At 30.1% G+C, this 14455-nt stretch carries 14 protein-coding genes and 1 other annotated feature; of the genes, 6 read left to right on the top strand and 8 right to left on the bottom strand.

What is annotated here, in order from left to right; translation table 11 throughout:
* Positions 1-263 precede the first annotated feature (263 nt).
* Entirely contained in the window at positions 264-977 is a 714-nt protein-coding gene (locus tag CPJCM30710_RS15115) for a lysophospholipid acyltransferase family protein (protein WP_212904999.1), read from the bottom strand.
* 369 nt (positions 978-1346) lie between these two features.
* Between CPJCM30710_RS15115 and CPJCM30710_RS15110 the strand changes: the two genes are divergently transcribed.
* Together CPJCM30710_RS15110 and gltX are read left to right on the top strand one after the other, a co-directional pair.
* The gene (locus CPJCM30710_RS15110; protein ID WP_246503555.1) at positions 1347-2219 is read left to right on the top strand and encodes a ComEC/Rec2 family competence protein; all 873 of its coding nucleotides are present in this window, start codon (positions 1347-1349) and stop codon (positions 2217-2219) included.
* A 221-nt stretch (positions 2220-2440) separates the two neighbouring features.
* Entirely contained in the window at positions 2441-3898 is a 1458-nt protein-coding gene (gene gltX / locus CPJCM30710_RS15105) for a glutamate--tRNA ligase (protein WP_212904998.1), read from the top strand.
* A gap of 28 nt (positions 3899-3926) precedes the next feature.
* Here gltX and CPJCM30710_RS15100 read toward each other — a convergent pair whose 3' ends face one another.
* Both CPJCM30710_RS15100 and CPJCM30710_RS15095 read right to left on the bottom strand, forming a co-directional pair.
* Entirely contained in the window at positions 3927-4613 is a 687-nt protein-coding gene (locus CPJCM30710_RS15100; RefSeq protein WP_212904997.1) for a ribonuclease H-like domain-containing protein, read from the bottom strand.
* A 14-nt stretch (positions 4614-4627) separates the two neighbouring features.
* Positions 4628-5356 (bottom strand): HAD-IB family hydrolase, encoded by a 729-nt coding sequence (locus tag CPJCM30710_RS15095; protein WP_212904996.1) that lies wholly within the window; start codon positions 5354-5356, stop codon positions 4628-4630.
* A gap of 303 nt (positions 5357-5659) precedes the next feature.
* Here CPJCM30710_RS15095 and CPJCM30710_RS15090 point away from each other — a divergent pair, with 303 nt between their 5' ends.
* From CPJCM30710_RS15090 to CPJCM30710_RS15080, 3 genes are read left to right on the top strand one after another with little or no spacing between them, the layout of a single operon-like run.
* Entirely contained in the window at positions 5660-5881 is a 222-nt protein-coding gene (locus CPJCM30710_RS15090; protein ID WP_212904995.1) for a FeoA family protein, read from the top strand.
* A gap of 17 nt (positions 5882-5898) precedes the next feature.
* Positions 5899-7665 carry a ferrous iron transport protein B gene (feoB, locus tag CPJCM30710_RS15085; RefSeq protein WP_212904994.1) on the top strand — a complete coding sequence of 589 codons (1767 nt, stop codon included), beginning with the start codon at positions 5899-5901 and terminating at the stop codon, positions 7663-7665.
* A 12-nt stretch (positions 7666-7677) separates the two neighbouring features.
* Positions 7678-7815: a FeoB-associated Cys-rich membrane protein gene (locus tag CPJCM30710_RS15080; RefSeq protein WP_212904993.1), complete on the top strand. Its 138-nt coding sequence runs from the start codon at positions 7678-7680 to the stop codon at positions 7813-7815.
* An 87-nt stretch (positions 7816-7902) separates the two neighbouring features.
* On the opposite strand, the gene CPJCM30710_RS15075 is transcribed toward CPJCM30710_RS15080, so the two are convergent.
* Together CPJCM30710_RS15075 and argS are read right to left on the bottom strand one after the other, a co-directional pair.
* Positions 7903-8694 (bottom strand): ribonuclease H-like domain-containing protein, encoded by a 792-nt coding sequence (locus CPJCM30710_RS15075; RefSeq protein ID WP_212904992.1) that lies wholly within the window; start codon positions 8692-8694, stop codon positions 7903-7905.
* A 2-nt stretch (positions 8695-8696) separates the two neighbouring features.
* Entirely contained in the window at positions 8697-10388 is a 1692-nt protein-coding gene (gene argS / locus CPJCM30710_RS15070) for an arginine--tRNA ligase (protein ID WP_212904991.1), read from the bottom strand.
* A gap of 205 nt (positions 10389-10593) precedes the next feature.
* Positions 10594-10807, bottom strand: a binding site (T-box leader).
* Between the two features lie 233 nt (positions 10808-11040).
* Here argS and CPJCM30710_RS15065 point away from each other — a divergent pair.
* Positions 11041-12555 (top strand): Ppx/GppA phosphatase family protein, encoded by a 1515-nt coding sequence (locus tag CPJCM30710_RS15065; protein ID WP_212904990.1) that lies wholly within the window; start codon positions 11041-11043, stop codon positions 12553-12555.
* 111 nt (positions 12556-12666) lie between these two features.
* Here CPJCM30710_RS15065 and CPJCM30710_RS15060 read toward each other — a convergent pair whose 3' ends face one another.
* From CPJCM30710_RS15060 to CPJCM30710_RS15050, 3 genes are all read right to left on the bottom strand, one after another.
* Positions 12667-12903 (bottom strand): DUF3892 domain-containing protein, encoded by a 237-nt coding sequence (locus CPJCM30710_RS15060; RefSeq protein ID WP_212904989.1) that lies wholly within the window; start codon positions 12901-12903, stop codon positions 12667-12669.
* A 182-nt stretch (positions 12904-13085) separates the two neighbouring features.
* Positions 13086-13721 (bottom strand): tRNA (guanosine(46)-N7)-methyltransferase TrmB, encoded by a 636-nt coding sequence (gene trmB / locus CPJCM30710_RS15055; protein WP_212904988.1) that lies wholly within the window; start codon positions 13719-13721, stop codon positions 13086-13088.
* A gap of 15 nt (positions 13722-13736) precedes the next feature.
* Positions 13737-14375, bottom strand: coding sequence for a site-2 protease family protein (locus CPJCM30710_RS15050; protein ID WP_212904987.1), 639 nt, complete (start codon positions 14373-14375; stop codon positions 13737-13739).
* Positions 14376-14455: the final 80 nt, after the last annotated feature.

Genomic DNA, 14455 nt, shown 5'->3' with positions numbered 1-14455 from the left:
CCTTTGTTTTGTATAATCAGAATTATTATTTTATTTCTTAAAAATAGCCTAAAAATTTATAGCTTTTAGAATAAATTTGAAGCTTTCTTAAAATTTATTGAATACCTATTCATTTTGCGATAGCCGCTTTAGTGATGTTTAACTTTATAAAATAGTTGCAAATAAAAAAATATAACCCAACCATTACTGAGTTACATTTTTTATACTAATTAAATCCGCTAAAGTTTTCCTGCATCTATTAAAAATCAATGTTTATTTTATTATTAAAGTTGTCCTAAATTACTTGCAATTATGTCATGAACAATATTTGCTAATTCTTTCTGTTCTTCCTTAGAAAGTTTCTCTGGGTAAATAGGTTCTCCAAAAGTTATAGTCACCTCTGCTGCCTTAAACTTTTTTTCCTCCTCGTAACCCTTATATGTTCCATCAATAGTAACAGGAACTATTGGAGCATTAGCTTTAGTAGCAAGCTTTAAACTTCCTTTTTTAAACTCCTTAATCTTTCCATCCTTTGCTCTTGTTCCTTCAGGAAAAATCCCCATTGAATATCCCTTTTTAATATTTTCTACACCTAAATTGATAACATTAATTGCTTCTCTTACATTTTCTCTATCAATTGTTACACTGTGAATCTGCTTCAACCAAAAACCTATTACTGGAACTTTTAATAATTCTTTTTTAGCTATAAAACCTATAGATCTTTCAGAAGAAGCAACCAAAACTGGTATATCAAAATTACTTTGATGATTGCCTACAAATACACAAGATCTTTCTGGTATTCTTTCTTTTCCTACAATATTAACCTTAATACCTGCAATCTTTAATGTTGCCCTAGCCCATGCTATGTACCTTTTAGCTCCATAAATATCCGCAGCTTTTTGTCCTCTTAACTTTAAAATAGCGAATAAGATCCAACCTCTGATCATTTGAAGAATCATATAAGATAAATAAGCTATTCCTCGAAAAAAAGTTCTCATATATAACACCCCTAATTTAATTGTTTTATTAATAAACAAATTTACAGTTATTAAACTTTGTTTATCTTCAGCAACTTATCTTCTCTATTATACTTGGCTATGGAATATTTATCAAGGAATAACTGAACTTATATATCCTTAGAAAAAGCATTGCATGTCTAGGCTATTTGCTACCATTTCACAAAGTGAAATCTGACTCAAATTTAATAGGATCGATGCCTATTAAATTTTATTTAACATGAATTGTTAGATTGAAGTTGTGTATCTTTACTTTGACAACAGTATAGTTAACGAATAAACTATCTATAGATATTTTATTTTTACACACTATATTAATAACACATACATATTGGAAAGGAAGGATACGTATTGAAGAAAAAGCTTAGTGTACTTTTATCTATATTAATACTTTTCGTAACCACTTTATTTTACGGATGCTCTAATAGCTATAGTTTAGAAAAGCCTACTAATACTACAGCCTCACGAGATAATTTATTAGTTCACTACATCGATGTTGGCCAAGGTGATTCCATTTTAATTCAAGTTAATGATAAAAATTTATTGATAGATGCAGGCTCTAAAGATAGCCAAGATAAACTTATGGATTATCTTAAATCTCGAGGAATACAGAATCTAGATTATGTTGTAGCCACTCATCCTCATGAAGATCATATAGGTGGTATGGCTCAAATTATAAAGAACTTTAACATAGGCAAATTTTATGCTCCAAAGGTTACATCTACTACTAAGACCTTTCAAAATATGATGAGCCAATTAAAGAATAAAAGCTTAAAGGTAACAGTTATAAAAGCTGGCATGGGAAATGATATAAATCTTGGTGAAAATACAAAAGTTGAAGTATATTCACCAGTAAGTGAAAAATATAATGATTTAAATGATTACTCTCCAATAATGAAAATAACTTATGGAAAGACTTCATTCCTATTTACAGGAGATGCTGAGAAACTTGTGGAAAAAGAAGTCCTCCAAAAAGGCCATGATGTTAAAGCTGATGTATTAAAGCTTGGTCACCATGGAAGCACTACCTCAACTGGAAAGGAGTTTTTAAGTAAGGTAAATCCTAAAATTGGAGTAATTTCTGTAGGAGCGAACAATGACTATGGTCATCCTCATAAGGAGACTTTACAATCATTACAACAGGCTAACATAAAGATTTATAGAACTGACAAAGACGGTACTGTTGTGTTATCTTCCAATGGAGTGAATATTACAAATAAATAAGGACCTATGCAAATATTGACATAAATTTTTCATTGATATATCATAATAATAGTATGGTTAGGTGACATAGCAACAAATCAAACTGACCATGCATCTAGTGTAATCAAATTTCAATTAATGAAATTTTAGCCAGATTTTACTTTGTAGAATGGCAGCAAATCAAAACTTCTCGCCCAAAAGCGAGAAGCTTTATTTATAAATAAACTATAGGAGTGAAATAGATGTCAGTAAAAAAGATAAGAACAAGATTTGCACCTAGTCCAACAGGCTATATGCACGTTGGTAATTTAAGAACTGCTCTTTACGCTTATTTAATTACAAAGCACGAGGGAGGAGATTTCCTTTTAAGAATAGAGGATACTGATCAAGAAAGACTTGTAGAAGGCGCAGTTGATGTAATTTACAAAACTCTTGAGATGACAGGTTTAAAGCATGATGAAGGTCCAGATATGGGCGGTCCTGTTGGCCCTTACGTTCAAAGTGAAAGAAGAGGCATTTATCTTGAATATGCTAAAAACCTTGTAGAAAAGGGCGAAGCTTACTATTGTTTCTGCTCTAAAGAAAGACTTGATATTCTTAGAGAAAATTCAGAAGCATTAAAAAGACCATTCAAGTATGACAAACACTGTCTTCATCTTTCAAAAGAAGAAATAGAAGAAAAGTTAAAGGCTGAAATACCTTATGTAATAAGACAGAATAACCCAACAGAAGGTACTACTGCTTTTGATGATGTTATATACGGAAAAATATCTGTTGATAATTCTGAATTAGAGGATATGGTATTAATTAAATCAGATGGATTACCAACCTATAACTTTGCTAACGTTGTTGATGATCATTTAATGGGAATTACTCACGTTGTAAGAGGAAGCGAATACCTTTCATCTTCACCAAAGTATAATAGATTATATGAAGCCTTCGGTTGGGAAGTACCTGTTTATGTTCATTGTCCTCCAATTATGAAAGATGCTCATCAAAAGCTATCAAAAAGAAATGGTGATGCATCCTTTGAAGATCTTCTAGGCAAAGGATACTTAAAAGATGCGATACTAAACTATATAGCATTATTAGGATGGAATCCAGGTACAAACGATGAAATATTCTCTCTTGAAGAATTAATTAATGTATTTGATTATAAGAACATAAATAAATCACCTGCAATTTTTGATCCTGTTAAGCTTAGATGGATGAATGGTGAGTACATAAAGAAATTAACTCTTGATGAATTCCATGAACTTGCACTTCCATATTATAAGCAAGTAATTAAAAAAGATTTTGATCTAAAAAAACTATCAGCACTTCTTCATAATAGAACAGAAGTGTTAGGAGAAATTCCTGAACAAGTAGATTTCTTTGATACTCTTCCTGAATATTCAACAGATTTATATGTTCATAAAAAAATGAAATCTACAGAAGAAACATCTCTTCAAAATTTAAAACATCTTCTTCCTATACTTGAAGGAATAGAAACTTGGACTTTTGATGTACTTCATGATGAAGTATTTAAAGTTATAGCTGAACTTGGAGTTAAGAACGGTCAAGTATTATGGCCAATAAGAACTGCCGTATCTGGAAAACAATTTACTCCTGGTGGAGCCTTTGAACTTGCTGATATTCTTGGTAAGGAAGAATCTTTAAGCAGAATTAAAAAAGGTATAGAATTATTAGAAAATAAATAAAAATATATCATAAATAACAGCACCTGTATTAGTTTTCAATACAGGTGCTGTTATTATCTCCATCTTCAATTTTAATATATTTGCTCCAATTTACGTAAATGTGGAATAGATTGACTACGTCCTGTTCGTTATATTGAAGTATTTTCCCAATCTTTTCTTTAGGCATTCTAAAAATATACTCTTTATCTTTTATAACTTTATGAAAAGTTTTGGCTATATTTGATCCACTCAAAACTTCTCCTTCTCTTATTATTTCAAACTTTTTTTCTAATGCCTTTAATCCAATACCTTGCTTGATTTGTTTTTCGTATTCCCGCTGTATATCTATAGATTTAAAATATTGGTCAAACTTAAAGTCTATTCCATACTTATTAAAGAGATAATTTATTACAGTGAAATCGTTATTTCCTGAGAAGGTAATTATATACTTCTTCTTTTTCTCACTATTCATCCTGAGAAAATACTTTTTAGCTAAAACTAAAATATCAAATATTTCATCTCTATTTTCTATCATGTATTGAGTTACTATAAGCTTTGAAGAGGATTCTTCATAATAACATGCTCCAAATACACCGACACACTTTGGCTTTTTATAAACATAATGTTCTAAGTCAAAAAAAATCGCATCAGCATAGCTATGATTGTAATCTTGTACACCAAGCACCGTTTCTTTGTTTATTGAAGAAATCTCAACTTCCTTCTCCCTTATTATCACTATATCACTCTTTCCTATATAATGTCGAAACCATCCTTCCTTAAATTATAGATGACATCTTTTCGCTCAACTATAATATTTATTTTCTCTTTTACCTCCTTATTATTGTTAACCTTATTTAATAGTTCTCTTGTTGGATTTATGCAATAGGGATTTTTAACAAGCTTAAACATAGTCATGTCACCAGCAGTATCACCATAAGCAAAACTTTGATCTAAATCTATATTATATTTATCAGTAAAATCTTGAATTGCTTTTTCTTTACTTTTGCTATCCCACATTGGTATTACTTCACCTGTATATTTTTCTTCCTGGTCCACTTCATATATAGCACCCTTATAATCATCAAATCCATGTTTTTCAGCCATTTCCTTTACTAATTCAGATGGACTTCCAGAAATAGTTATCAACACATGACCTTGTTCTTTATGCCATTTTATTCTTTCTCTTGAAAAAGTATATACTCTTTCTCCTTTTTGTTCAATAACCTTTTTAGCTATAAGATTTATCTGATCCTTATAAAGCCCTCTTATTCCTTCTATATATATATCTATCATTTTTAAAAGATAACTATCATAATCCCCTTGCCTTTTATCCCATCTTAGAAATTCTGGTCTAACTACATTATACCATTTTTCTGATTGAATAATCTCGTATTTTATCATCTTTTTAAACATTTCTGTAATTAACCCTTCTCTATATAGTGTTCCATCAATATCAAAAAATGCTGCTACTTTTTTCATTTTGTCATCCTCCTATTTATGTTTTACAAAATATTATAAACGACAAATAACCAATTGTAAATATTATACTTATGTTCAAATTATTTCTTTAGACAGGTTTATAACTTCTATTTATTTTAGCTTATCCATTAGATAAAAATTAATTCTCTACCTTTGTTTTATAAGTCACTTATAACTAAATGTAATATTTCCTCTATCATCTTTTTAATATTTATGTTTTTATACACTGCTTGACTTTTTACTATAAAAATGGTATTATTTATTTGAGAATGATTTTCAATATTTAAACGGGGGGATTTTAGCATGTGTATTTGCGATTTAAAACCAGGACAACTTGGAACAATAGATAAAATTTTAGGGAATGATAAATTAACTAAAAGATTACTAGCATTAGGATGTATAGAAGGTACTGAAGTACAATTAAAAAGAACAGCACCACTAGGAGATCCTGTAATAGTTAATTTAAGAGGATTTGACATAGCTATAAGAAAAAAAGATGCAAAGAATATTTTTATAAAAAAATAAAGGGGGGAAATTAACAAATGACAACTATTGCATTATTGGGTAATCCAAACGTAGGTAAAACAACACTTTTTAACGCCCTCACTGGTTCAAATCAATACGTAGGAAATTGGCCAGGAGTTACTGTAGAGAAAAAAGAAGGTAGGTTTAATAACATTAAAATTATTGATTTACCTGGTATCTATGCTATGGACACTTTCTCTCATGAAGAAAAGGTGGCAAAAGACTTTCTAGAAAATGATGATGTAGATTTAATAGTTAATATTGTGGATGCTTCCAATTTAGATAGAAATCTATATCTTACTATGCAGCTTAAACAGTTTAAAAAACCTATAGTCTTAGTATTAAACATGATGGATGTAGCTGAAAAAAAAGGCTTTAAAATAGACTATGATAAACTTGGAAAACTGTTAAAGGTTTCAGTTATACCTATTATAGCTTCAAAAAATAAAGGAATAGATGAAGTTAAAGACATCCTCTCTAAGGATGATTTTATATGCAACATAGATGATAATGATTATTATTTTAATAATGAAAAAGAAACCTATTCATATATCGAACATATTATTAACAAATGTAGAATAAGCAAGTCAGATGATACATCTACTGTAACAGATAAAATAGATAGACTTCTGCTTCATCCGATATTAGCATACCCACTATTTATAGGAATTATGATGTTTATTTTTCAGTTTACTTTTAGTTGGGTTGGGCAGCCATTATCGGATCTGATGGATGGATACTTAAATGACTCTTTGATGCCATTTGTATCTAATCTATTATCAAATACTTCACCTTGGTTCCAATCACTAATAGTAGATGGAATTTTAGCTGGTGTCGGTGGAATCATGGTACTACTACCTATTATTTTAGCTTTATTTATTGGTATTTCTATACTTGAGGATAGTGGATACATGTCAAGAGTTGCATTTATTATGGATAAGCTGATGAGAAAATTAGGCTTATCTGGTAAGGCATTTATTCCTATGATTGTGGGCTTTGGATGCTCTGTACCAGCAATAATGTCAGCTAGAACTTTAGAAAGTGAAAAAGATAGAAAACTTACAGCACTTTTAGTTCCACTTATGTCATGTAATGCAAGATTGCCAGTTTATGCAGTTTTTGCTTCAATATTTTTTGCATCACATAAAGGACTAGTAGTTGCTTCACTATACTTCTTAGGAATAGCTGTAGCATTTATTTTAGGATTATTATTTAAAAATACTATATTTAAAAAAGATGAAGAGCCTTTTATTATCGAACTACCACAATATAAAAGGCCAGAACTTAAAAATATAATAAAGAATACATGGGATAAAGGTAGGGAATTCTTAAAAAAGGCTGGAACAATAATCTTTGCGATGAGCGTAGTAATTTGGTTACTTCAAAATTATAACTTCTCAGGTCAAGTGGACAATGTTTCCGAGAGCTTACTTTACAATATTGGTAGCTTTTTAGCACCTGTTTTTGAACCAGTAGGTTTTGGAAATTGGGAAGCTGCAGTTTCTTTACTAACAGGTATTATGGCAAAAGAAACAGTATTAGCATCAATGGAAGTTATTTATGCTGGCGACTTAACTAATATACTCCCATTACACTTTACAGCCCTTTCAGCTTACTCATTTATGGTGTTTGTACTTTTATATACTCCATGTACATCAGCAATTGGTGCAATGAAAAAGGAATATGGTACTAAGTTAACTATTTTTTCAGTGTTTTATCAACTGGTGTTAGCTTGGATTGGTTCTTTCTTAGTGTTCAGTATTGGAAGTCTATTTTTACAATAGGAAGGTGATTGTATGGAAATAATTGTTACTATAGCTATAGTTGGTTTAGCAGCATTTTTTCTTATCAGAGGTTTTATCAAATCTTCAAAGGGTGATTGCAGCTGCGGAAGCTGCTCCTCCCACTGCCCAAAATATGATGAGAAAAAATAAAAACAAAAAATAATGTGCCTGCCTCTTTACATTTACATTAAATAATCAGATTAATAAAGAGTGTGCTGCATTTATGCAGCACACTCTTTATTCATTCTTTTTTATTATATCGTTAATTTTATCTTCATCTACTTCTCTCTGTATTAGATAATATATTATTCTTGAAGCGTCCTTTTTAGATATATTTGAAAACTCTATTTTTTTTATTTTTAGTTCTCTTTTCTTAATAAGATATTTTATATATCCTTTTTGACTATTGGTTAATATATCATCTCGTACAAGCTTTTTTTCATTTATTTCTTCTAATATTAGGAAAATATCAGGTAAATAAAGTACATCTTCAAGATTATGAAGTATTATTTTATTCTTTAATTCCTCTTCTCTTGTACACATATACTTAAGAAAAATTTCCCTACAATCTTTTCCTTTAATCGTATCTGTTCTTATAATACCTAGGTGCTTTTCTAAATCTTTTAGAGAACAACCTTCAAGTTGTAGAGCTCTTTCATATGGTCTTATACGCCTATAAAAATCAATATGCTTTTCTATTTTAGGCTTTTTAAGAAAATTTAATTCTGCTCTTCGTAAAAGGAAGGGTTCATCAAAAGCAATACCATTAAACGAGCACCAAGTTGTTCTATCTTCTAATAATCTAAATAGCTCTTTTAAAATATCTCCTTCTTCATCTTCATCACCAAAAATCACATAAGCTGTATATCCATTAACTCCATAAGTTCCTATAGAAATTGAGAAAATTTTATCTTTCTCTTTATTAAAACCTGTGGCTTCAATATCCAAGAAAGCTACTTCCTCTAGTTTATACTTTTTAATAAGACTCTTCGATATAGTCTTTTCTCTAACTCTTTTTAAGATATGCATCCTTACATCTTCTCTACCGCTTCAATTCCTATAAGGTATAAGCCATTCTTGATAACCTGACAGGTTGCTTGAACAAGCTTTATTCTAGCATTCTTTAAAGCCTCATCTTCAAGATTAGCAACTGTATGAGCATTGTAGAACTTGTTAAATGCCTTAGCAACATCAACAACATATCTTGTGACTACTGATGGTTCTAGTTTTTCGATGGCAAAAAGTATGCTTTTTTGGAAGCTTTCAAGAGTCTTAACAAGCTCAAATTCCTCTCTAGAAGAAAGTTTTGAAAAATCAGATTCACTTGAACCTTCTCCAACCTTTCTTAATATACTTTTTGCTCTTGCATAAGTATATTGAACATAAGGTCCTGTTTCTCCTTCAAAACTAAGCATTTCTTTCCAATCAAATACTATATCTCTTTCCCTACTATTTTTTAAGTAAGTAAATACTATTGCACCAATTCCAACTTTTTTTGCTACCTCTTCTTTGTTTTCAAGCTCTGGATTTTTTTCATTTATTATCTCTAAAGTTTTTGCTACCGCTTCACTTAAAAGTTCTTCAAGAAGTACTACATCTCCCTTTCTTGTTGAAAGCTTTTTATCAGCAAACTTTACAATACCGAAAGGAATATGAACACACTCTTTTGCCCATTCATGTCCTGCAAGTTCTAATACCTTAAATACCTGATTGAAATGAAGAGCTTGATCCTTACCAACAACATATATACACTTTGAAAAATCATAAGTGTCTTTTCTATACTTAGCTGCTGTTAAATCTCTTGTAGCATATATAGAAGCACCATCAGACTTTAATACTATACACGGAGGCATATTATATTCATCTAGCATTACAACTTTTGCTCCGTTGCTTTCAGTTAAGATACCCTTATCCTCAAGCTCTTTAACTACAGCATCCATTTTATCATTATAGAAGCTTTCTCCTGCCCATGAATCAAAATCTACTCCTAAAAGGTCGTATATATTATTAAATTCCTTTAAGGATAGCTCTCTAAATCTCTTCCACAATTCAACAGCTTCACTATCGCCATCTTCAAGCTTCTTAAAGTACATTCTGCCCTCATCCTCAAGCTCTGGATTCTTTTCTGCCTCATCATGGAATTTAACATATATTCTTAATAATTCAGCTATAGCATCCTTTTCTAAAGCTTCTTCATCTACCCATCTCTTATAAGCTGAGATAAGTTTACCAAACTGTGTTCCCCAGTCCCCTAGGTGGTTTATTCTAGTACAATTATATCCTTCAAAACTAAGTATTCTATATAAAGAATGTCCAATAGCAGTTGTGAATAAGTGTCCTACATGGAATGGCTTCGCTATATTAGGTGAAGAATACTCTACAACTACATTTTTTCCATTTCCAATTGTTGAAGAACCAAAAGATTCCTTCTCAGCAAGTATTTTTTCAATAGTATTCTTGACAAAAGTTCCTTTATCAACAAAAAAGTTTAAATAAGGCCCAAGGCTGTCTATCTTTTCAAAACCTTCATTATTTATCTGTTCCTTAAGTTCTGACGCAATCATAACTGGTGCCTTTCTTAAGGATTTTGCTAGTTGGAAGCATGGGAATGCGTAATCTCCCATATCTGGTCTTGGTGGTATTTCAATTAGCTTTTCTATAGTTTCTATATCAAGCTCTAAGTGCTCCTTAATCCTCTCTGCAACTAACTTTTTATAATCCATAATATCTCCTCCTATGAACTATTTTTTCCATTGTTTTGTAATTAAATACAAATAAAAAAATATATAGATATACAACTTCATAACTGAACTTATAATTCATGAAAAAGCATTGCATGTTGAGGCTATTTTCATGAATTGTTTAAACATTGAAGTTTGTTTATCTTTACTCAGCCTAAATTGCTACAAAGTAAAAAACCGCCTCTTAAAAAGAGACGGATATACCGCGGTACCACTCCTATTGATAAGAAAAAACACTTATCCACTTAACACATTAACGCTGATAGGCGGCTTACCCTACTCTTAAACATTCAGGCAGCGTCTCCAAGGCTCTCTTCCTTTAATCTATATCTATGAGGCTTACACCATCCCTCACTCGCTAAAGAAATCAATTAAAGTACTCTCCTTTTCTTTGACTTTTTATATGACATTATTTATATTATATGATTAACATAAAAATGTTGTCAATATTTACTTACATATTACATATTTGATGCATATATTTCTCTTACTAAAAAATATAAATATAGAGTAAGTTTACAGCATCTTAAAGAATGATAATTGTACTATTTTTATATAATATTGTTAATTAGCCATTGAAAGTTAATTAAATATTGTATAACATTTTCTTATATACTACAAAAAGGAGAACTTTATGGAAAGAATTGGTGTTATAGGTTTAGATTCAAACTCTATAAGAGTAATGCTTGCAGAAATTGAAGATTCAGGATATTTTAAAATCATCGATGAGTTGCAGGAATCTGTAAGAATAGGTTTAGATCTAATTGAAAACTCTTATATCTCTAAGGAAAAGATTGATAAGACTATTGCAACATTAAAGTCTTTTAAATCACTTTGTACTGTGTCTGGTGCCTCACAAATTATAACAATAGCTACAGAAGCTTTAAATGCAGCAGAAAACAAATCAGAACTTAAAGAAAGGGTACTAAAAGAACTTTCTCTCAAAATTCGTATTCTTTCCTTTGATGAAGAAATATACTACAACCATTTAGGAATAAAAAATAGCATATACAGTGATAACTCTCTTATGGTAGATATAAGAGGATCTCATACTCATGTGGCTTGGCTTAAAGGTAAAGATTTATATAAAAAATTCACTATGCCTGTTGGATGTATAAATATATCTAAAATGTTTAAACTAGAAGATACAGTCCACTTCTTAAGCAGTGAAAGTGCAAATGATTATGTAGAGGATTTACTTAAGAAAAACACGTGGCTTTTTGAAACAAAGTTCGATAATATAATAGGCATTGGGGGAACTATTAGAAATCTAGCGAAAATTGATCAAAGAAAAAAACGTTATCCAATTGACACTCTTCATAACTATATATTTAACGATTATGATTTAAATGAATCTTATAACTTATTAAAATGTAAAAATTTAAAAGGCAGATTAAAAATTAATGGATTATCTATAGACAGAGCTGATGTTATAGTTGGAGGAACTATAATAATACACAAGATCGTTGAATTGTTATCTATAAATGAGATTAAAGTATGCGGAAGAGGATTAAGAGAAGGTATTATTCATGAATACTTAAATAACAATTATGCATCTTCTCAAGAGGATATATTAGATTATAGCATACATGGAATAATCGAAACTTTAAATATAAATAAACCACATGCTGATAATGTTTATAATATTACCTATAAGTTATTCCAAGCTCTTAAACCACTTCATCACCTTAGCGATGAGTATAATAATCTAATAAAAACAGCCTCTTTGCTTCATGACTGCGGCATAAGTATAAGGTATTATGATCATCACTTGCATTCCTTGTATATAATATTAAATTCTCCTATAAGTGGCTTATCTCATAAAGAGCTATTATTAAGTGCACTTATCGCAGCTATGCATAGAAATAATGAATATCAAATCCCACTAGCTAAGTACTCGAATATCATAAACAGAAGTGATGTTAATGTAGTAGAACGTATAGGAGTACTACTAAAAATTGCAGAAGGTTTAGACAGAGGTCTTGTAGGAGCAGTAAAAGACTTTCAAGTTAATATATTAGAAAATGCTGTTGAACTTAATCTTTTTTCTGATAACGATATGGCACTAGAAATTGCTCAAGCCCTTAGAGCTAAGTATAAGTTTAAGGAAGTTTATAATAAAGAACTAATTGTTAATAAGAAGTTGTAATTCTATACTTGATTTATAGCCTATTGATTAAGTTACGCTTACAAACTTATCAGTAGTTTTTTTGATATAGCGTTCTATAAAACACATAAAAATAGTCAGCATCGCTGACTATTATTTTCTTGGAAGATTATCTATAGTATCATACTTAACATCCTCATGAAGACTTATTATGTATTCTCCACTCTTTTCTGACCTTGAGACCTGAGCTCCTAAAAGTCTTCCTTCTTTGGCTAGATAAACTGCGTCATCTTTTGAAATAACCTCACCTGTTTCTAGTTCATATCCTATTATCTCATCATTACTACCTTTTTTAACTGCAACTACTGTATATTCACCACAATTATCCATACTGTCTGCACTCCTTTATTTTAAGTTTATTTTTATTATTTGCACCTGAGATAAAACTATTCAGATAATAGTTTTACCCAATTAATCGTATACTAGAAGAATATATCTCCAAAGTAAAAAAATCGCCAAGGCGACTAGAGTAAAAAAGCATACCAAAGTTTAACCTTGGTATGCCTCTTTTTCTATTTTAATTTAGCAATTAAAAACATTGTCTTCATTCCTAAACTAGTAAATTTAGCTTCATATTCAGTCATTATGTTTTGCTGAAAATCAGATTTATGTAAATCATAAGTTACATATTTAAGATCAAATCCATTGTCCTTGAAATACTGCTGGGACTCATCAAAAAGTTCTGTATCATCAGTTTTAAACCATATTTCACTTTCTGGCTTTAAAAACTTCTTATATTCAGTTAAGAATTTTGTATGAGTTAATCTCCTTTTTTTATGTCTATCTTTTGGCCATGGATTGCAAAAGTTTATATAAATCTTACTTACCTCATCCTTATCAAAAACGTCGCTAATAAAACTAATATTCATTGGTATTATTCTAACATTTTCTACTTCAGCTTCATTGACTTTTCTTAAAGCATATATTAAAACCTCATCTTTTAAATCCACAGCTACGTAGTTAACATCAGGATTTTCTTTAGCCTTAGAACTAACAAACTGTCCTCTACCACAGCCTAATTCTAAATGAATTGGATTTGAGTTTTTAAACTCCTCTTTCCATAAACCTTTTTTCTCACTCGGACGTATAACAACATTTTTACTCTCTTCTAATTCTGGTCTTGCCCACCATTTTTTCCTTAGTCTCATTTTTATCCTCCACTGCTACATCATAATTATGCTTTGCGCAATCTTCATAAACAATCCGTATATAAATGAAGATGGTATTCTAATAAAAGCTGAACCAACGTATATTACTATAATAAAAATCAAAAATTGATATCTATATATTTGATCTGCAAATTTATAAAAGCTCTTAGGAAATAAATCTTCCATTATATGAAATCCATCAAGTCCTGGTAACGGTAAAAGATTAAATATAAATAAATTTACATTAATTAAAATTATAAAATTTAATATTGTAGCTACTATTTGTGTAACTAAATTTATGTTATTAATAGCATAAAATTTAAAAAACAACCCATAAATTATAGAAAACACAAACCCTACTAAAAGATTTGCTATTGGTCCTGCGATAGAAACCTTCAAATCATCTTTATAGTAATTTTTAAAAGCTTTTTTATTTACCTGAACAGGCTTTGCCCATCCAAACTTAAATAAAAGTATCATTAAAAATCCAAAAGTATCTATATGAGCAAAAGGATTTAATGTTAATCTTCCTTGAAATCTAGGAGTTTTATCTCCCAACGCATCTGCTACTCTAGCATGAGCATATTCATGAAAAGTAAATGCTACAAGTATCGCAGGTATTATAAGAATAATCTCAAGTATTCTATCTCTCATTTTATTTCACTTCCCTTTAAACTAATTACGGTCTAGCAAATTATACTATATTTTTTATATAATTATAAGTCTTTACCTGA

This window comes from Clostridium polyendosporum (assembly GCF_018332455.1).
In the GTDB taxonomy this organism is placed as follows: domain Bacteria; phylum Bacillota; class Clostridia; order Clostridiales; family Clostridiaceae; genus Clostridium_AY; species Clostridium_AY polyendosporum.
Note: the sequence above shows the minus strand (reverse complement) of the source record. Positions and strands in the feature narration are given on the sequence as shown.

Bases quoted from the DNA above. Each gene is read 5' to 3' on its own strand.
- CPJCM30710_RS15075 (WP_212904992.1), bottom strand. From the start codon at position 8,694: ATGCATATCTTAAAAAGAGTTAGAGAAAAGACTATATCGAAGAGTCTT.
- gltX (WP_212904998.1), top strand. From the start codon at position 2,441: ATGTCAGTAAAAAAGATAAGAACAAGATTTGCACCTAGTCCAACAGGC.
- CPJCM30710_RS15115 (WP_212904999.1), bottom strand. From the start codon at position 977: ATGAGAACTTTTTTTCGAGGAATAGCTTATTTATCTTATATGATTCTT.
- feoB (WP_212904994.1), top strand. From the start codon at position 5,899: ATGACAACTATTGCATTATTGGGTAATCCAAACGTAGGTAAAACAACA.
- CPJCM30710_RS15090 (WP_212904995.1), top strand. From the start codon at position 5,660: ATGTGTATTTGCGATTTAAAACCAGGACAACTTGGAACAATAGATAAA.
- CPJCM30710_RS15050 (WP_212904987.1), bottom strand. From the start codon at position 14,375: ATGAGAGATAGAATACTTGAGATTATTCTTATAATACCTGCGATACTT.
- argS (WP_212904991.1), bottom strand. From the start codon at position 10,388: ATGGATTATAAAAAGTTAGTTGCAGAGAGGATTAAGGAGCACTTAGAG.
- CPJCM30710_RS15080 (WP_212904993.1), top strand. From the start codon at position 7,678: ATGGAAATAATTGTTACTATAGCTATAGTTGGTTTAGCAGCATTTTTT.
- CPJCM30710_RS15065 (WP_212904990.1), top strand. From the start codon at position 11,041: ATGGAAAGAATTGGTGTTATAGGTTTAGATTCAAACTCTATAAGAGTA.
- CPJCM30710_RS15095 (WP_212904996.1), bottom strand. From the start codon at position 5,356: ATGAAAAAAGTAGCAGCATTTTTTGATATTGATGGAACACTATATAGA.
- trmB (WP_212904988.1), bottom strand. From the start codon at position 13,721: ATGAGACTAAGGAAAAAATGGTGGGCAAGACCAGAATTAGAAGAGAGT.
- CPJCM30710_RS15060 (WP_212904989.1), bottom strand. From the start codon at position 12,903: ATGGATAATTGTGGTGAATATACAGTAGTTGCAGTTAAAAAAGGTAGT.